Genomic DNA, 18,053 nt, shown 5'->3' on the forward strand with positions numbered 1-18,053 from the left:
ATCAAAGTTTCCATTTATGAGATACAGATCACTGAAAGTGCAAACGCTTTCGTAGTGTTGCAATATTTTTTGCTTTTGTTTCCCACCATTTGTGGTTAATGTCGAAAAACGTCAAAATGCGGTAACAGCTAGGGTTAATAACTGCATGAGCAAAATAATTCATAAATGGAAGCAAATTTCTCTGATTGAAGAAGAGGTTATGCTTCCTACAGGACAGGCAATTACGCACACCACAATCCATCACCCGGGCGCTGCGGTGATTCTCCCGATTACAACGGAAGGAGAGATAGTCCTTGTCCATCAATTTCGCCCTTCACTTAATAAATGGCTTTTGGAGCTTCCTGCTGGTACAAGAGAAGGCAATGAAGACCCTCTCTGCTGCGCGAAAAGAGAGCTAGAAGAAGAAACGGGCTATAGTGCAGAAAAATTCACCTCTCTCGGCCAAGTCACTCCCCTTGCCGGATTTTGTGATGAGATACAGTACCTATTTGTTGCTGAGAAGCTCAGCCAAACCAACCGTTACGAATGTGATGAAGATGAAGTGATTGAGGTTGTTACCTTGTCACTCCAACAACTCGAAGACAAGATTATTGATGGCACAATTACCGATGCCAAAACGATAGCTTGTTTAAGCAAAGCGCGCCTTTGCGGATATATTTAGGACTTTGACCAAGGAGACATTCATGGATTTTCGATCAGATACCGTTACACAGCCTACCCAAGCCATGCGAGAGGCCATGTTTAAGGCCCCCGTTGGGGATGATGTTTATGGTGATGACCCTACGGTCAATGAGCTTGAGGAGTTTGCCGCAGAGCTTGCAGGATTCGAAGCGGCTTTGTTTACCACTTCAGGCACGCAAGCCAATCTGCTCGGCCTAATGGCGCATTGTGAACGCGGAGATGAATATCTGTGTGGGCAGCAAGCACATAACTACAAGTACGAAGCTGGCGGCGCAGCAGTACTTGGGTCAATTCAACCTCAACCAGTCGAAAATAACCCAGATGGCACACTCCCATTTGATAAACTGGCAGCGGCGATTAAGCCAGATGATTGTCACTTTGCTCGTACCAAGCTGCTCAGCTTAGAAAACACGATTAATGGCAAAGTGCTGCCTCTGTCTTACTTAGCAGAAGCTCGTGACTTCGTGAATAAACATAACTTGCAGATGCATCTCGACGGCGCAAGAGTATTCAATGCAGCGGTTGCTTTAGATGTTCCGGTAAAAGAAATCGGTCAGTATTTTGATTCAATGACGATTTGTCTGTCGAAAGGTTTGGCTGCCCCTGTTGGTTCGTTACTGCTTGGTAGCAAAGAGTACATCGCAAAAGCACGTCGCTTAAGAAAGATGGTCGGCGGTGGTATGCGTCAAGCGGGTATTCTTGCCGCAGCAGGCAAACTCGCCCTTACCGAACAAGTGGAACAGCTAAAACAAGATCATATCAACGCAAAAAATTTAGCAGAAGGTTTAGCAGAACTGCCTGGTTTTTCAGTCAACCCTGAATTTGTTCAAACGAATATCGTATTCGCGAAGCTTGATCCTCAAGTGGACATAGTAAATATCGCTGCGAAACTAAAGGAACAAAATATCACGATAACACCTGGAAACCCCATTCGTTTCGTGACTCATAAAGACATTTCAGCGCAAGATATCGACAATTTCTTATCAAGCATTAAATCTCTGCTTTAGTTTGATTTTGATCATTGAGCTTCCCCTAAGGGGAAGCTTTATTGTATCGATATGACTTTTTAGCGAATAGACAATCTTCATGTTCAGATTTGTACTTCTAACCTCTCTTATTTTCTCTTCCGCTAGCCATGCCGCGCCTTTTGGTGATGCTGATAAAGGTAAAATCAAATCCCCTAGCTGCGTCTATTGTCATGGTGCCACAGGCGTCGCAGGTAATGATGCCTACCCAAATCTTGCAGGTCAAAATGCTCAGTATCTATACGATGCGATGAAGTCTTACCAAGCAGGCGAACGTAAAGGGCCGCTTGCCGAAATGATGGGCGCACAGTTAAGAATGTTAAATGATGAGGATCTTCGTGATGTCGCTGCATTTTATGCAGAACAGACGCAAGACAAATGATTTGTTTATCTCGGCTCACAACAAGAGCTTGTGAGCCCCCGAACCGAGAAAAAATATTTAACCAAACTCTGCTTGTAAAATAATCACAATGACTTCACTTCAAATATTTGATGAATTTATAGTTCAATATTTCCATTAATATTGACTTTTTATTCTGGTTTATTGATATTTCATGCTTCATTGAATTTAACGTGAAGTAAGTTATGTCTCACACACATGCGCAACCAGCAGACTCGGTTGCTACACCCAAATCATGGCAGATGCCAGATACCCTCATTTTGATCTTCATTGTTGGTATTCTCGCTGCGATTCTTACCTACTTAATTCCTGCTGGCCATTTTGACAGTCAGCAAGTGACTTATATGGTCGATGGTGCAGAAAAAACTCGCACGGTTATCGATCCATCTTCATTCTCTTATGCAACCGACGAAAACGGTGAATTGGTTTACAACAAGGTTGGCCTGTTTGCTTCTGGTGGTGGCATTGGCCTGATGAACTTCCCTTTCGAAGGGCTAGTTTCTGGCTCTAAATGGGGCAGCGCGATCGGCGTGATTATGTTCATGTTGGTTATCGGCGGTGCTTTCGGCGTTGTAATGCGCACAGGCACAATCGACAACGGTATCCTGCGCCTTATCGATAAGACCAAAGGTAACGAAGCGCTATTCATTCCAGTGCTATTTTTGCTGTTCTCGCTAGGCGGTGCGGTATTTGGTATGGGTGAAGAAGCCGTAGCATTTGCGATTATTATCGCGCCGCTTATGGTTCGCCTTGGTTATGATGGTATCACTACGGTAATGGTGACCTATGTTGCGACTCAAATTGGCTTTGCTACTTCTTGGATGAACCCTTTCTCCGTCGCTATTGCGCAAGGCATTGCGGGTGTACCTGTTTTATCCGGCATGACAGTGCGCATGGGGTTATGGGCTGGCTTTACGTTAATCGGTATCGCTTTCACAATGATCTACGCCGCTCGTGTGAAGTCAAACCCAGAACTTTCTTACAGTCACCGCACAGACAAATACTTCCGTCAGCAAGAGCTTGGCAATCAAGATTCTCGTTGGAACCTAGGTGACACACTCGTTATCCTTACGGTTATTGCAACCACAGTATGGGTTGTTTGGGGCGTGGTCGCTAACGCATGGTACATCCCAGAAATCGCTTCTCAATTCTTCACTATGGGCTTTGTTGTCGCGATCATCGGTACGATTTTTCGCTTAAACGGTATGACGCTCAACTGCGCTGCCGATGCGTTTAAAGAGGGGGCTGCTATTATGCTTGCACCTGCCCTATTAGTGGGTTGTGCAAAAGGTGTATTGCTTATCCTTGGTGGTGGTACAACTGATGAAGCGAGTGTACTGAATTCAATTCTAAACAGCGCTGGCGGCGTGATTAGCGGGCTTCCTGACGTGGCTGCGGCGTGGTTAATGTATGTATTCCAATCTATCTTCAACTTCTTCGTCACTTCGGGCTCTGGACAAGCGGCACTAACGATGCCTCTACTGGCCCCTCTGGCAGACATTGCAGGAGTTACGCGCCAAGTTGCCGTTTTGTCATTCCAACTTGGCGATGGCTTTACTAACGTTATCGTCCCTACTTCGGCATCTCTCATGGCAACGCTTGGTGTCTGCCGTATCGACTGGGGTGACTGGGCAAAATTCTGCTGGCGATTTATTCTATTACTCTTTACCCTATCAAGTATCGTCGTTATCGCAGCTCATATGATGGGTTTTGCGTAAAACGAAACCAATTGGTAATTAAGGCGAGACATGTTCTCGCCTTATTAATATTCATCGTATGACGACGCTAAGGTTTTAGATTAGCTTATGGTTTTGGAGTGGTAACTTTAATGGCAACACAATTTCTCGATGACGTGATTCAAGGTCATCAAGTGATTCAATCTCTCAATGTAGCAGACCTAAATTCGGGCGAGCATAAGTTCTGGTTTCGCATCGCAACGAATGCTCTCTCTCAGTGGCAACACCTACCTGTACTAGTGTTCAAAGGTGAAAAACCTGGCAAGAAAATCATGATTACCGCAGGGGTTCATGGTGATGAGTACAATGGTGTGTTAGCAGCGCAGAAAACTGCTCGAGAGCTCATCGGCACTGAAGTCGCTGGTACTGTCACTATTGTTCCAACCGTTAACATGCCAGGTATGCTAAACCACAGCCGCGATTTCTATTCCGCAGACCCGGATGCGTCTCCTGCAAACTTAAACCGTTTTTTCCCTGGTGACCAAAACGGCAATGAGGCACAACGCTACTTATATGCATTGTGGAATGATCTGCTCAAGCCAAATGCTGATTTAGCCATTGACCTTCACACTCAAACCAGTGGTGCGGCCTATCCACTATACGTGTTTGCAGACTTCCGAATTGAGCAATCATTAGAAATGGCTCGTCTCATTAATCCTGATGCAATTTTAAATGATCCTGGAGATGCTGGCGTCCTTGAAACAGTTTGGAATAACCATGGTGTCCCAAGCATTACGGTTGAAGTGGGTATGGGGCGCTACACAGAGCAAGAACTCATTAGTCGAACCGTATCAGGCATTTTTAATGTGTTGAAGCAGCATAACGTCGTAGAAGGTAAGATAGAGCCTATCACTTCATGCTTGGAAGGAAACGAGATCGTCAGTGTGAAAGCGACACATGGCGGCTTTGTACTACCTCATGTTGGTTTGATGGATTTTGTCGAGCAAGGCCAACTGGTTGCGATTCAATACGACAGCTTTGGCACTGAAGTTGAGCGCTACACCGCCCCGACAAGTGGTACAGTGCTCAGCCACAATGTGGAATCTATTCGGGCGCCTGGCTCTCTGATCGTTCGTTTGATTAAGTAAACCATAACCGTTTGTCGATAGATCTACCTTTCAACGCTCACTCAAATTTATATAAGCCCCATCACGATTAATCACAAATGATGGGGCTATATTTTTGACTACATGAGGTTACAAGGTAACAAAAATATTCCAAGCAAAACTCAAAACCGCGAGACAGAAACTTCGCTTCTGTCGATTTTAGAAGTCGCATTGATGAACTTAAAACTGTCGTCCACTCTCTTGATCAACGAGAATTAGATCATCTAACGCGAAACCTTTCTCTTTAGCAACCTGCTTAAAACGCTCCAGGATTTTCTCATCAACGTTGGGTGTTCTAGACAATAGCCACAAGTAATCGTGGTTGTAACCAGAGACAAACGCATAGTCATAGTTTTCACCTAGCTCAAACACAATGTAAGAAGAATAGATTGGCCCAAAAAAGGAGACTTTTAAGTGCGCAACCGTTTCGTCTTCAACAAAATAAGCTTTACCTTCAGCTTCGGACCACTGTTGATCTTCTTCTGAATATCCGCGGTTTGTCACCTTAACCCCACCATCCTCGCGAAGCCGATAATCGGCCGTAACGTTGGATAGACCACGCTCAAACGAATGATCGAGCCGTGCGATTTCATACCACTTGCCTAGATAAGGCTCTAAATCAAAATTGTTAACTGGCTCCACTCCATCAGGTTTAGAGGTACAGCCAAATAAAGTAACAAGTGATAAAAGTAATAATGTTTTTAGCGATTTCATACAACACCTAAATTTGATTTAGTGATTGATTTTACTGTAGAAGGTAGCAAATCGATCACTAAGTCGCACCACTGTCCCAAAGGTACGTAGCTAGACATCACAGTTCTTCATTGTCAATAGTATGCTGAACACCAAAACCTCGTTATGTCAGCAATTCCCTAACAATATTGTTCTATGTTTTACTTACAAGTTGGGCATACTTGTATATTTTGTCAGCATTTAACCGTATGCATATAGAAACTTTGCACAATATAGACATACGCTGTCATATCCCCCTCCTATAATACGTCGCGATATAGACAGAGGTTATTGTTATGAAATTAAAAACAGTGTCAGTTTGTGCACTTTTGGTATTGCTTGCAGGTTGCCAGCAGGAAAACCCAAGCCAAGCGACACAATTAACAACCTCGGCAGATGTATGTAATACACAAGGAAACATGCCAGGTGGGTGGAATGAGTTTAATGCTACCCCTGATGCACAAAAGGCAATGGCTTTTGTTTTGAAAAGAATGGACACAATAGCGTCGTTCAAACAAATACTGAACGTTCACGCGCAAATCGTTAGCGGCGTCAACTATGCCATTGAGTTTGAATTGGATGATGGCTCTATTTGGAATACAGTTGTTTATCGCAACCTAGATGGTGAGTATGCGATTACCCAATCGCCAAAAGAAGGCCACTTTTGCGAACAGTAGCGATTAAGTAAGAAAGCCCCTAGATAGGGGCTTTTTGAGTATATCTGTTACTTTCTGAGAGCTGCTGTAACAATCAGCTCCACTTTTAATTCTGGACTGGCCAACTTAGCTTCCCCGCATGCACGCGCAGGTGCGTAACCCTCTTCAAACCACGTATCCCAAACGCTATTCATTTCATCAAAGTCTTTCATGTCTGCTAGCCAAACAATCGTCTGCAAAACGTGTTTGCGGTCACTCCCCGCTTCAATCAATAAATCTTCGACACGTTTCAAAGCCTCTTCCGTTTGCTCCGCAACACTCGTGCCTTTTACACCAACTTGCCCACATAGATACACGGTATCGTTATGAATCACGACCTTACTCATTCGTTTATTGCTGTACTGTTTTTGCACGTTGTTCATGACTTGCTCCTTCACTTTTGTATTTTTCCATAAATGATTTATTGACTGGCGTTAAACTGGCTAACTCTCCCAGCTTCAGCGGTTTGATTGGGTTACGCAGGCGGTAATAACCAACTTGCTCCATCGATAGTCCTATTTTATCGCTGATAATATGTGCGACTGTCGAACCGCAGTAACGCCCTTGGCATGGCCCCATACCGCAACGGGTATAGGTTTTTATTTGATTAATTCCATTCGCCCCATTGGCTGCATGTTGTCTAATTTGACCGGCCGTCACCTCTTCACAACGGCAGACGATAGTCTTATCTGATGGGGATAACGCTTGTTTGGGCGGCGCGTACAAGGTGTCTAAGAATGGACGGACTGCCAACTCGTGCTCTATAGATTCTTTGAGCTCCAGAGATTCATTAATCAGCTCCCGGCTCAGCTCGTTTTGTAGCGATTGCAATACCTGGCAAGCGACCAATTCACCTTGTAGCTCGGCCACCAGTGCACCGCCAATACCACCGCTATCTCCGGCAATGAAAACGCCCTGTCGAGAACTCATATTGTTTTCATCAAGCGTTGGTTTCCAACACACTTGTAAGGCATCCCACTGATGGTCTAATCCCATTGCTCTAGTCAGTTGCACGTTTGGAATTACGCCGATATGGGCCAATACCGTCCCCGCCTCTAACGACACTTTGTTTCCGCCACACTTAAACACCAGCCCTTGCACAGAATCTGTACCTTCGGCCTCGATATTAGTCGCCCTTGTATAGCGTTTTATTCCGGCCTTTCGTAACTTCGCTAGTAAACCTAACCCTTTAACCAAATACTTACGCCCTGTCCACGCGTTTGACGCAAATCGGAGTGATTTTAAATATCCATCTGATTGTTGAGTATCGACGATCGCTTTAGGAGGCGATCCGGCGTCAATCATTTGCGCGGCCAATAGGTAAAGTAGTGGCCCCGTTCCAACCATAACCGCTTGTTTTGGCACTAAACCCGATGTTTTCATCATGATCTGACACGCCCCTGCGGTCATTACACCGGGTAATGTCCAACCAACAAACGGAAACGGACGTTCTGTCGCGCCAGTAGCGATAATGATATTTTTCGCGATGGTCTTATGCGCTTTGCCTTGCTGACTCCAATAAACCGTATTGTCTTCATCAATTCGCCACAATGTGGCTTGCGATACGTGATTTACTTCCGCTTGATTAAAGGCTTTTACTAACTCTGCGCCGCGCAAGTAATCCGGGCCAAAAATATGCCCATTCGGGTGGCCGTTCTCTTGCACTGCGCGGTAAATTTGCCCGCCGGGACGTGCTTGTTCATCGATAACAGTGACGCTAGCACCCGCGGCCGAGCAGCGCACAGCCGCTTTCATCCCTGCGGGCCCCGCTCCGATCACACATACATCCACTACATTGGTTACTTCGTCTTGCATGATGTCTCCTGTTAGGTGGTTTGGCGGCGAATCTGCATGCCGTCTTCGATTAAATTCATGCAGGCTTGAACATTCTGTTCACCATTCACTTCAACGCGACACTCAAAGCAACTTCCCATCATGCAGAACGGTGCTCGCGGGGAACCCGATTGCGGCGTTTCACGTGTATGGTTTACTTGCGCAGAAAAAAGTGCCACGGCAATGGTGTCCCCTTTACACGCGGTATACGGTTTGCCTTCCCAGTAAAACTGAACCGACTTAGGCTGAGAGCCAGCCTGTTCAAGTCGTTGAAACTTAGAATCGTTCTTCACTGAACACCTCCAAATTTGGTGCATCGGCAGAATCTTCCAGCCAATGTGGAAGTAAGTAGGAGTGCGCCGCTGCAAGGGTAATTCCGCTGTGGCAGCTAATCAGGTAAGCGCCAGAATGCGTTGTTGATTGCTGGTAGATCGGCAGGCCATCAGGAGAGACAATTCGAATCGCGCCCCAACTGCGGACCAATCTTGTTTGTGCCAAAAACGGATACACGGCGATGGCTCGTTCCGCAATAGCGGCTGTCATTTCAAGCGTGTCACTATCATCAAACCCAGCGTTCTCTTTCGAGTCACCAATCTGGATGCCGCCTTCGTCAACCTGTCGAATAATGCCAGAAGGACGCTTGATGATTTTCGGCAATTTTTCCGTGATCAGCACTTGCCCCTTTTGAGGCGAAATTGGGGCAACAAAGCCCAACTTAGGTCCGAGTTTGGCCGCACCTAAACCCGCAGACAGGATCACTTTATCACTTTGGTACTGCGTACCGTCCTCAAGTATTACTTGAAAGCGCCCTGTGTCATCCTTTTCAATATCCGAGACATGGACACCCGTAATAAGGTTCGCGCCAAGATTACGAATGGCTTTGGTATACGCTTTAAGTAGTTGCAGCGGATTCACATGACCATCTTCCGGGCCATAAATCGCCCCTACCACATCTGGGCCGATATCGGGTTCTTCTTTGAGCAAACGGGCTCTGTCCCAGACTTCATAGGGATGATCGGTACCCAGGGCTTCGCGCAACTGCTCGTATTGCTGCGCCTTGGCCATGAGTTCTTTTTCACAGAAGTGGAAATCGTATCCACCTTCCTGAACCAGGTTTAACTTTTCACCCGTTGCGCTTTCCAGCTCCTGCGCTAATCCTTGCCACAAATTCACTGAACGACGAGTCCACGCTGCGTAATGTGGCGCGTCTAACCCTTTGCTTGATAACCACACTAAGCCAAAGTTTCCGCGTGATGCCCGATGCGCACTGTCTCCACCGTCTAATACGGTGACTTGATGGCCGGCTTTCAGCAGCCCGTAGGCCAAAGCGCACCCCACGACACCGCCACCGACAACTATGTATTCCGGTTTCATAACATTCTCTTCAGACTAAATTTGGGGGCAGGACTGCCCCCGTTTGTATGTGCTTTGCTTAATTCAGCGCTTTATCTATGATTGGCTGGCTCCAGTCTGAGCCGATATCTTCGATGATCTGTGGCCATACTGTTGCGCGAACTTTATCCGCTGTTTTTCGCAGTTGCGCTGGTGTCATTTCTACAATGGTGGCACCTGCTTCAACGAGTCTTTGTTCGTTTTCTTTTTGGTCGACTTGAGCCGCCTGCCAGCGACGAGACTCAAACTGTTGCGCTGCGGCCTTTAGAGCTTGTTGCTCATTTTCGTCTAAGTCATCCAAACGCTCTGAGTTGATCATCAAGTACCAGATTTCGAAGTGCGTGTTCAAAGGAATATATGTCTTTGTCACGTCACGGAATGATGCATAGTAACCTTCAGCGCCAGAACCAATCACACCATCAACTACGCCAGTTTGAACCGCGGTGAAGGCTTCAGAGAACGGCAGTGGGGAACCGATGTAACCGACATTATCAGCCAAAAGCTGGAAGCTCTTGATCGGCGGAACACGCAGTTTAATGCCTTTAGCTGAATCTGGGTTGCCTGCATCCACAGCTTCACGATTTAACGAGATACCACCGAAGTAGACTGGATACGCGGCAAGCAGAGTAATATCTTGTTTTTCAAACAACTCTTCCATAGCTTCACGTACTGGTTCGCCGCTACCATAAACGTTTTGCGCCTCTTCCCAATCATTGGCTAAGAAAGGCAACAAACCAATCTGCATGCGTCTATCCGTCGACGTAGACGCGGGTTGCAACGCCATATCGATAGCACCGACAGAAATGCGTTCCTGAACTAAAGTGTAGTCACCCAAGGCATTGGCGGCATAAACGCGCAACTTAAGATCACCGTCTGTTGAGGTTTTAAGCGCCTCGCTAAGTTGTTTAATATCGTTATCAACCACTGTCCCTTGTGGACGAACATGACTGATTTTTAATGTCGTTGCTTGCGCAGAGATCGCTGTCACTGCGGCTGCAATGAGCGAAGCAAGAACGCTGTATTTTTTCAGTGTTTTTGATGGTGCAAACTTACTTGTTTTAAACATGGTAATTTCCTTTTAATAACCAAACACAGTAGGGAGGAACAGAGACAAATCTGCCCAGAACGAAGTTAGGATTACGACTGGCAGGTAGCCAAACACAATCAGTAGCATTGCAGGGCCAACAACTTCCGAGAACTTAACGTTTCCGATGCGAGCACCTAGGTAAAGAATCGACGCATATGGAGGGGTTACACCACCCATTGCCGTGTTTACGCCCATAATGGCGGCAAACTGAATTGGGCTGATACCAATTGCTGTCATCAGTGGTAAAAGCAGCGGCGCGATAAGGATAATAGCAGTAAGGTCATTCACAACCATGCCCACTAAAAACAACAACACGTTAATGAAAATAAGCAGCAACGCTTTGTTATCGGTGATACCAAAGATGGCTTCTACAAGCTGCTGAGGAATGTCTTCAACAACGAACATCTGGCTCAGGATGAGACTAAACAGAATCATAAACATGATAGAGCCAACCGCGGTTGCCGATTCTTTCCCGGATTCCAGCAGAGTTTTCCAGCTCAGACCTTTGTAGATCATGAACCCAACTGGCACAGCGTAAATCACTGCGACGGCTGCGGCTTCTGTTGGCGTCATAATGCCGCCATAAATGCCACCCAAAATGATCACAGGCATCAATAAAGCAGGGATCGCGTTAAAGGTTTTGCTTGATGTCTGCTTAATCAATTCGGACATCGTTGGTTTGTCATCCAACACCAGTGGAAACTTACGCGCCATGAACATGTTGATTCCGGCAAAGTTGAAAGTGACCAACAAACCCGGACCTAAAGTCGCAAGGAAACAGGCCAGAATAGAAGTATCTGTGACCCAACCATAGACAATCATGGTGACACTTGGCGGAATCAACAGACCTAGAATTGATGAGTTTGCAATCAAAGCTGTTGCGTACGCTCGTGGGTAACCGCGCTTTTCCATTTCAGGGATAAGCAAAGGCCCAATGGCAGCCACACCGGTCAAACCACTACCTGAAATTGCACCAATAATTGCACAGCTAACTGAGGCAACAATGCCCAATCCGCCGCGGATATGGCCGACAAAAACGTTCACAAAGCCTAATAAACTGGCGGCGATACCACTTCGACTCATGATGGTGCCAGCCAAGACAAACAGCGGTATCGCAAGCAGAACCGGGTTCATTAATTGGCCTGCGCCCCACATCATATTGCCTTTCATCGACATATCGCCGACAAAACTCATCACCATTAACGCACCACCGAAACAGAACGGTAAAGGCACACCGAACGTCAGCAGTATGACCAAAACTGCCACTGCTAACAGAGCTACTTCAACCATAATTTAAACCTTACTTACTGAATAGGATGGAGATCTAAGCTGGCGCACCAACTTGACGATATGAACAGCGATGAAAAGAGTGATCAGAAGTAATCCGAGAAATACGGAGCACTCATGATAAAACGTAGGTATATAAAGCGTTGGACTCTCTTTCCAAACTCGCCATGCGTACTTGGCATAATCCCATGCCCAGTAAGTCAGCCAGGCCGAAATAACAAAGCTGATCACTTCACCAACCAGAGCGAGGATCTGGTGTCCGCGTTCTGTCTTAATGAAAATTTCCAGCACATTTGCACGGATTTGCGTGTCTTCCCTTGAAGCATTCACCGCGCCAAGCATGTAGAGCCAAACAGTGGGGATCACCATCGACTCTTCCAGTCCCATAATTGGGACCTCAAAGATATATCGCGTCACGACTTGGATGAACTGCATCAGCGCTACAGATGCAATCAAGCAAGTCAGCAGATATCTGAACTTTTGCTCCACAGTACATTTCCTTATTGTTGTATTTGTAAATACATCGTTAATTTAATGGTGACAGTTAATAAAAACAAATTTAAAATTTCTCTAAAGTCATAATTTTTTCTTATAGGAAGATATGAGCAATATATCAATAAAACAACTTGAAACCTTCCGCACCGTGATGCGTTCTGGCTCGGTTACTGTCGCAGCGAAAACTTTGTGCCGGACTCAGCCTGCGATAAGCGCGATGCTGGTTAGCTTGGAGAAAGAGCTTGGCTTCGCATTGTTTGAGCGGCATAAAGGCCGGCTAATCCCAAACCCTGAAGCGTACTTTTTACTTGAAGAGACAGACGCCATTCTGGAGCGGTTATCGCGCTCAACACAGCTTATGGCAGAGGTCAAAAACTTAACTCGTGGGAAACTTCGCATTGCGTGCATGCCTGCAGCAGCGCTGTTCTTTATGCCACATGTAATTGCAGAATTTGTGAAGGATAGACCAGAGGTCGAAGTATCGATGATGATGCGCAGTTCGACCATGGTTCAGGACTGGGTCGCCTCCCAGCAGTATGATATTGGGTACTCGGAACTACCGAAAGACAGGGATTCTTTCCATGTCGAACCCATTCACCTTGAGGGGGTTTGTGCGTTGCATAAAGACCACCCACTGGCGCTTAAAGAAGTGATTGCTCCGAAAGATTTGGATAACGAACCGCTGGCTGCGCTGTATACGCGTCACTCTGCAAGTGAGCATGTACGCATGTTATTTGAGGAATGTGGAGCTACTTATCGACCAAGATTCGAGTTGCAAAATTACATTTCAGGCTTCGAATTTGTGGAGCAGAAGCTGTGTGCTTGTATCTGTGACCCAATCAGTGCGGCTAGTTACAAATTGTATAAATCCGGTCAAGGAAATGTGGTGTTTCGCCCATTTACGCCAGCCGTAATGTTTGATCACGCCATTCTAACCCCTGCGCATAAACCTATGTCTCAGCTTGCCAAAGTGTTTGCAGAGAGCATACGAGGAGGAGTCAAACAATTCGTTTCCATGTAGATGGTTGTTCCGAGCATCAACTAAGTATACTTTGCTGCAAATCGTAGGATACGACACAGCAAAGTATACATCTTTTCAATCGAGTATTAGTTATACTGTCCTAGTTAGTTGAGATTTGACCGATACTGTCGAACCGACTCTTGATGGTTCAACATCAATCCTCTGCGCCATTTGCTCTTTTAACTCAGAAACGTGAGAAATAACACCGATCATGCGTCCAGTCTGTTGCAAATCCACTAGCGTTTGAATGGCGAGATCCAAAGATTCTGGGTCTAAACTACCGAACCCCTCATCAATGAATAAAGTGTCTAAACGGATACCACCACTATATGATTGCACAACATCCGACAAGCCAAGCGCCAAAGCAAGCGCTGCCATAAACGATTCACCGCCGGAAAGTGTCGCAACATCACGTGTTTTTCCTGTGTAGCCATCTTCAACCATTAAATCTAAGCCGCGACCCGCAGCGCCTTTGAAGCCCTCTGTTTTTCGAGCAAGAATATAGCGCCCTTTACTCATGAGGCTTAAACGTTGAGAGGCCTGAATTAAAACATCATCCAACAGTACACCAAGAACAAAGCGATGCAGGCTAACCCTGCTGCCTGTTTTACCGCTGGCAACGTCGTATAACGTACCAAACACTTTGTACTCTTCTTCTAACTTGCTATTTTTCTCATGCAGCGTAGCAATATCTTTACGAACTTTTTCAATTCGCTCAAAGGTTGAGCGCGTGGTATCGAGCTGATTCCTTACTTCAATATACTGCGCCTGCAGAGTGGTTAAGCTGTCGTTAAGCGAATCCAAGTCCGGTCTTTCAAGCGCTTTCAATGCATGGTTTAAATCATGTAGTGTTTGTTCAAGCTTGGTTTGTGTCTGTTTGAAGTTGTCTATTTCTTTCTGCCACGCTTGAAGCTCATCATCTGTCACTCTGCTATTTAGATAACTGCTTTCATCCTCAAATTTACTCGCCTGTAATGCCTCATTCCACGCTAATTCTGCTTGGCTAAGCTTTTGTTCTGACTCAGATAGCCACTGCTTGTTCGTCACTAACTGACTTTCAGCATTCGATTGCGCTAATACCGCTTGCTGCAAAGCGTTTTGCGCCTTTTCTAAACCTGTATTCAAGGTCAGAATTTGCTCTTTTGTCAGCGTAATTTCGAGCTCAAGCGCGCCAACGGAACTGTATTTCGGATCGATAGAAGCTTGTAACTGAGTCAATTGTTCTTGGTTTGCTTGAACGGTTGACTCATTTGCCGCCATTTGATTCTGCAGCTCATGAATTTTATTTTCACCCACTAAGCAGCGTTGATTAAGCTGCTCAACGTTCTTTTCTAGCTTTTCAATATCAATAGATTGTAGACGTAGAAGTTGATCATTAAGCGCCTGTAACTCAGTTTGAACCGTCGAGATCTCAGATGCTGCATGCTCACCAAGCTCTTCTTTCAACTGGTTACATTGATTCTGATACTGACTAATGACAACGTTATGTTGCTCTAGCTGATTACTTAGCTGGTTCAACGATGCTTGAGCTTCTCTTTCTTTCACTCTGGCAGCCTGAACTTGCTCTTTTGTAACGACTTCTTCAACAAACGTTGCAGGGTTAGGATGCGCTTGGCTGCCACATACCGGACATGCTTCACCTGCCTTTAGTCGCTGCGCTAATACTGCCGCTTGAGCATTATGCCACTTAAGCTCTATCGTATCAGCGGCGTGTTGATACTGCATATAGCGCTGACTGGCTTCCTGTAATGACCGCTGCTTGCTTACGGTTAACGCCGTGAGTTTAGAGAGCTCCAAAGTAAGACCATGCAGCTTTTGTAGATCCTGTAGTAGTCGTTGTTTTTGTTTTATTTCCGCATCGATGCTTCCAACAAGCGCAACATCTACTCGGGCTTGCTCTAGATCTTTCTGGCCCTGTTGCGCCTGAAACGCTAACTTGTCTTTCAGCTCTATGTACTGTTTTAACGTTGCTTCAAATTGTTGTTTTTGTTGATGACCTGCCGTTATTTTTCTTTCCAAGTTGGCTTTTTCAACCAACTTGTCTTTCATGCTTTCAAGTTGATACTGCAGTTGCGTTAACTGTGGGACTTTTGCCGCGGCTTCTTTTGCACTTTGCTGCAAGTTTTCTTTTTCTTTCGTAACAGCATTGGCTTTATCAAGACTCTCTTTCAAGGCAACTATTTTTTGTCTGAGCTCTTGAGTTTGAGTTTTTGCATTTTGTAATGAGACGTAGGATAATTCTATCTTATTGGCATTTTTAGCATTTTCTAATTGCTGTTGACGAACTTTTATCGAGTCTGAGTGTTCTAGATGCAGCTTGAGTGCGTTTTCTGCTTGCTCTCGTTTCGAAAACTCTCCATTAATAGTTTCCGCTTTTTGTAATTCAGATTTAGCAACATTTAGCTTATCTAACGAAGCTTGTTCATTCTTTCTATCGACCTCTAGCTGCTCAGCTGCTTGTTCAAGCTGGTGTAATAATTCCTGCTCTGAACTCACTCCTGCAACTTGTAAAGCGCCTCGAATTTGATTATCAAATTCATCTTTCGCTTTACTGATTGCGCTCGCTTTATCCTTGAGCGCGTACTCAATTTTTTTATATATGTCCGTTTGAAAGAGCTGACCAAAAATTTCTTCGCGCTCTTTAGAACTAGCAAGCAACAGCTCCCGGAATTTTCCTTGAGGCAATACCATTACTTGGCGAAATTGCGTTTCATTCAAACCAATAATATGGCTCACTTCAGTTTTAACCTGAGTCGTCTTACTAGTGATGAGCTTTTCGGTCTCGCCGAGTTCATAAAGAGCCGCAGTGTGCTTTTTTACCGTCATCCCTTCACCACGCGCTTTGGGCGCTTCCTGTTCTGGAGATCGCACAACTCGGTATTGTTTGCCATGTAACGAAAATTCTAGAGCGACTTCGGTTGGTAAGTCTTGCGCCGATAAGTCACATCGCATCTGGATGCCTTGCCGCTCATTACCGGTAGTTTCACCGTAAAGGGCAAAGCAAATGGCATCTAAGATCGACGTTTTACCTGAGCCTGTAGGACCATTAATCAAAAACAGAGGGTTACGGCCAAGCTTTTCAAAGTCAATGACTTCGGTTTTTGCAAACGGACCAAAGGCTTGCATGGTAAGTTTGATCGGTTTCATCTTTGGTCCCTATTGCTGTGATAATTGCTTAATAATGTCAGTAACGGCTTGTTCTTGCTCTTGGGATAATTGACTATCTTGCGCCTCAATAAAAAAGTCTCGGAACATATCAATTTCGCTTCGGGCCAACTTTGCTTGCGCCATTTCCTGCTCTACCCCAATTAACATACCCGGTTTCTCAAGATGTAAAACGTTTGGATACACCGAACGAAGCTTTTCCATTGGATTTAAAATCGCATGTTTATCCATCAAACGAACTAACAAATAATCTTCATTTTTAGGGTCAGTCTTGCCCTGCTCTATGACTTTATCTAGCTCTCCCTCAACAATGCGCATTTCATGAGGGGCAATTAGCTCAATATGTTTAGCAGAGACAAATCCTTTCTTGTCTAGTTCGACTAACGTGAAGCCTTTCTTCTGGTTCTGTTCACCAAAACTATACTTCATAAGTGAACCAGAATAACGGATATGCTCTGCGCCTTTCTTCTGAGGCTGATGTAAATGACCAAGTGCGACGTAGTCGAAATCTAAGAAATGCTCATGACTTACGCGATCAGAGCCACCAATAGATAGTGGTCGTTCAGAGTCAGACTCAATAGCACCATCAACAAAACAGTGGCTAACGAGAACACGCCTTTGCTCTGAAATGAAATGCTCTCTTATTTGCTCTACAAGCAGTTGATGTGCCTCATCATGAGTTGATACCGAGGTTTTGTAGGCAAATCTGACCTGTTCAGGGTCGTTATAAGGCATGCCATAAAACGCTACCTCACCCGCAGAGTCCGTTTTTATGATGATGGGAGTTAGCATATCTTCAAAGTTACTAACAATATGAAGGCCTGCATTTTTCATTTGCTCTGAGCCAAAACCTAATCGTTCTGCACCATCATGGTTGCCAGATATCAATATCATCGGTGTTTTCAGTTCAGTACAAATACGCTTCACGACTCGATTTAGCAGTTCTATTGCAACCGTTGGTGGCACCGAACGGTCATAAATATCTCCCGCCACTACAACGGCATCGACGGGGTTGTGTTCAATATAGTTAATCAGTTGTTCGAGTACTGCTTGTTGATCTTCGAGTAGTGATACATTGTGGAATTGTCGACCAAGATGCCAATCTGAGGTGTGGATAAACTTCATTCGAATTCACTTTCCGCCAAATCTTTAAGCAAGGTTTGCTCCTGCAAGAATCCGAATTTCAGCCGTGTAAACATCAGAGTATTACGTGACTGGCTGAATCTGGCACAAACCAAAGCTCAATTTATTTAATTTGGGTTAGGATATCTTGAGTCGAACAGCTTTTCATGTAGTTTATGTTCTATGGTTCACTATTTCACCGGAAAGCGAGAAGAACGTTGTATAAACACCTTTTAAACAACATTAAGTGATGGTCTCGAGTAAACAAAACCGTCA

The 18,053-nt window shown here is 45.2% G+C and carries 17 protein-coding genes; 7 read left to right on the top strand and 10 right to left on the bottom strand.

The window, feature by feature from the left end; all coding sequences use genetic code 11:
• The first annotated feature begins 145 nt into the window (after window positions 1-145).
• The 5 genes from P4S59_RS21420 (at window position 146) to P4S59_RS21440 (ending at window position 4,930) form a co-directional block, all read left to right on the top strand.
• A complete protein-coding gene (locus tag P4S59_RS21420; RefSeq protein WP_005396403.1) occupies window positions 146-661 on the top strand; it encodes an NUDIX hydrolase in 516 nt (171 codons plus the stop codon).
• 22 nt (window positions 662-683) lie between these two features.
• The gene (gene ltaE / locus P4S59_RS21425; RefSeq protein WP_337169019.1) at window positions 684-1,688 is read left to right on the top strand and encodes a low-specificity L-threonine aldolase; all 1,005 of its coding nucleotides are present in this window, start codon (window positions 684-686) and stop codon (window positions 1,686-1,688) included.
• 79 nt (window positions 1,689-1,767) lie between these two features.
• A complete protein-coding gene (locus tag P4S59_RS21430) occupies window positions 1,768-2,088 on the top strand; it encodes a c-type cytochrome (RefSeq protein ID WP_005396401.1) in 321 nt (106 codons plus the stop codon).
• 203 nt (window positions 2,089-2,291) lie between these two features.
• A complete protein-coding gene (gene yfcC, locus P4S59_RS21435) occupies window positions 2,292-3,824 on the top strand; it encodes a putative basic amino acid antiporter YfcC (RefSeq protein WP_258687208.1) in 1,533 nt (510 codons plus the stop codon).
• A gap of 110 nt (window positions 3,825-3,934) precedes the next feature.
• Window positions 3,935-4,930, top strand: a complete 996-nt coding sequence (locus P4S59_RS21440; protein ID WP_337169020.1) for a succinylglutamate desuccinylase/aspartoacylase family protein — start codon at window positions 3,935-3,937, stop codon at window positions 4,928-4,930.
• Window positions 4,931-5,128: 198 nt separating this feature from the next.
• On the opposite strand, the gene P4S59_RS21445 is transcribed toward P4S59_RS21440, so the two are convergent.
• The gene (locus tag P4S59_RS21445; protein WP_337169021.1) at window positions 5,129-5,662 is read right to left on the bottom strand and encodes a lipocalin family protein; all 534 of its coding nucleotides are present in this window, start codon (window positions 5,660-5,662) and stop codon (window positions 5,129-5,131) included.
• A 314-nt stretch (window positions 5,663-5,976) separates the two neighbouring features.
• On the opposite strand from P4S59_RS21445, the gene P4S59_RS21450 reads away from it, so the two are divergent.
• Window positions 5,977-6,357, top strand: a complete 381-nt coding sequence (locus P4S59_RS21450) for a cystatin family protein (protein ID WP_005396397.1) — start codon at window positions 5,977-5,979, stop codon at window positions 6,355-6,357.
• Window positions 6,358-6,404: 47 nt separating this feature from the next.
• On the opposite strand, the gene P4S59_RS21455 is transcribed toward P4S59_RS21450, so the two are convergent.
• From P4S59_RS21455 to P4S59_RS21485, 7 genes are read right to left on the bottom strand one after another with little or no spacing between them, the layout of a single operon-like run.
• Window positions 6,405-6,758: a RidA family protein gene (locus tag P4S59_RS21455; protein ID WP_257889110.1), complete on the bottom strand. Its 354-nt coding sequence runs from the start codon at window positions 6,756-6,758 to the stop codon at window positions 6,405-6,407.
• Window positions 6,727-8,190: an NAD(P)/FAD-dependent oxidoreductase gene (locus P4S59_RS21460; protein WP_337169022.1), complete on the bottom strand. Its 1,464-nt coding sequence runs from the start codon at window positions 8,188-8,190 to the stop codon at window positions 6,727-6,729. Before P4S59_RS21460 ends, P4S59_RS21455 begins: the two co-directional genes overlap by 32 nt.
• 11 nt (window positions 8,191-8,201) lie before the next feature.
• The gene (locus tag P4S59_RS21465; RefSeq protein WP_012842199.1) at window positions 8,202-8,501 is read right to left on the bottom strand and encodes a (2Fe-2S)-binding protein; all 300 of its coding nucleotides are present in this window, start codon (window positions 8,499-8,501) and stop codon (window positions 8,202-8,204) included.
• A complete protein-coding gene (locus P4S59_RS21470; RefSeq protein ID WP_337169023.1) occupies window positions 8,485-9,582 on the bottom strand; it encodes an NAD(P)/FAD-dependent oxidoreductase in 1,098 nt (365 codons plus the stop codon). Before P4S59_RS21470 ends, P4S59_RS21465 begins: the two co-directional genes overlap by 17 nt.
• Before the next feature lie 58 nt (window positions 9,583-9,640).
• Window positions 9,641-10,666 (bottom strand): TRAP transporter substrate-binding protein DctP, encoded by a 1,026-nt coding sequence (gene dctP, locus P4S59_RS21475; RefSeq protein ID WP_257889106.1) that lies wholly within the window; start codon window positions 10,664-10,666, stop codon window positions 9,641-9,643.
• Window positions 10,667-10,678: 12 nt separating this feature from the next.
• Window positions 10,679-11,977 carry a TRAP transporter large permease gene (locus P4S59_RS21480; protein ID WP_012842196.1) on the bottom strand — a complete coding sequence of 433 codons (1,299 nt, stop codon included), beginning with the start codon at window positions 11,975-11,977 and terminating at the stop codon, window positions 10,679-10,681.
• A 3-nt stretch (window positions 11,978-11,980) separates the two neighbouring features.
• A complete protein-coding gene (locus tag P4S59_RS21485; protein WP_012842195.1) occupies window positions 11,981-12,463 on the bottom strand; it encodes a TRAP transporter small permease in 483 nt (160 codons plus the stop codon).
• 112 nt (window positions 12,464-12,575) lie between these two features.
• Between P4S59_RS21485 and P4S59_RS21490 the strand changes: the two genes are divergently transcribed.
• Entirely contained in the window at window positions 12,576-13,490 is a 915-nt protein-coding gene (locus tag P4S59_RS21490) for a LysR substrate-binding domain-containing protein (RefSeq protein WP_337169024.1), read from the top strand.
• Window positions 13,491-13,580: 90 nt separating this feature from the next.
• On the opposite strand, the gene P4S59_RS21495 is transcribed toward P4S59_RS21490, so the two are convergent.
• Together P4S59_RS21495 and P4S59_RS21500 are read right to left on the bottom strand one after the other, a co-directional pair.
• Entirely contained in the window at window positions 13,581-16,637 is a 3,057-nt protein-coding gene (locus P4S59_RS21495) for an SMC family ATPase (protein WP_337169025.1), read from the bottom strand.
• A 9-nt stretch (window positions 16,638-16,646) separates the two neighbouring features.
• Complete coding sequence (locus P4S59_RS21500) at window positions 16,647-17,780, bottom strand: exonuclease SbcCD subunit D (protein ID WP_012842192.1); 1,134 nt, start codon at window positions 17,778-17,780, stop codon at window positions 16,647-16,649.
• Between the last annotated feature and the right edge of the window lie 273 nt (window positions 17,781-18,053).

This window comes from Vibrio sp. M60_M70 (assembly GCF_037162085.1).
Taxonomy (GTDB): Bacteria; Pseudomonadota; Gammaproteobacteria; order Enterobacterales; family Vibrionaceae; genus Vibrio; species Vibrio diabolicus.

Bases quoted from the DNA above. Each gene is read 5' to 3' on its own strand.
- P4S59_RS21420 (WP_005396403.1), top strand. From the start codon at position 146: ATGAGCAAAATAATTCATAAATGGAAGCAAATTTCTCTGATTGAAGAA.
- ltaE (WP_337169019.1), top strand. From the start codon at position 684: ATGGATTTTCGATCAGATACCGTTACACAGCCTACCCAAGCCATGCGA.
- P4S59_RS21430 (WP_005396401.1), top strand. From the start codon at position 1,768: ATGTTCAGATTTGTACTTCTAACCTCTCTTATTTTCTCTTCCGCTAGC.
- yfcC (WP_258687208.1), top strand. From the start codon at position 2,292: ATGTCTCACACACATGCGCAACCAGCAGACTCGGTTGCTACACCCAAA.
- P4S59_RS21440 (WP_337169020.1), top strand. From the start codon at position 3,935: ATGGCAACACAATTTCTCGATGACGTGATTCAAGGTCATCAAGTGATT.
- P4S59_RS21445 (WP_337169021.1), bottom strand. From the start codon at position 5,662: ATGAAATCGCTAAAAACATTATTACTTTTATCACTTGTTACTTTATTT.
- P4S59_RS21450 (WP_005396397.1), top strand. From the start codon at position 5,977: ATGAAATTAAAAACAGTGTCAGTTTGTGCACTTTTGGTATTGCTTGCA.
- P4S59_RS21455 (WP_257889110.1), bottom strand. From the start codon at position 6,758: ATGAACAACGTGCAAAAACAGTACAGCAATAAACGAATGAGTAAGGTC.
- P4S59_RS21460 (WP_337169022.1), bottom strand. From the start codon at position 8,190: ATGCAAGACGAAGTAACCAATGTAGTGGATGTATGTGTGATCGGAGCG.
- P4S59_RS21470 (WP_337169023.1), bottom strand. From the start codon at position 9,582: ATGAAACCGGAATACATAGTTGTCGGTGGCGGTGTCGTGGGGTGCGCT.
- dctP (WP_257889106.1), bottom strand. From the start codon at position 10,666: ATGTTTAAAACAAGTAAGTTTGCACCATCAAAAACACTGAAAAAATAC.
- P4S59_RS21480 (WP_012842196.1), bottom strand. From the start codon at position 11,977: ATGGTTGAAGTAGCTCTGTTAGCAGTGGCAGTTTTGGTCATACTGCTG.
- P4S59_RS21490 (WP_337169024.1), top strand. From the start codon at position 12,576: ATGAGCAATATATCAATAAAACAACTTGAAACCTTCCGCACCGTGATG.
- P4S59_RS21495 (WP_337169025.1), bottom strand. From the start codon at position 16,637: ATGAAACCGATCAAACTTACCATGCAAGCCTTTGGTCCGTTTGCAAAA.
- P4S59_RS21500 (WP_012842192.1), bottom strand. From the start codon at position 17,780: ATGAAGTTTATCCACACCTCAGATTGGCATCTTGGTCGACAATTCCAC.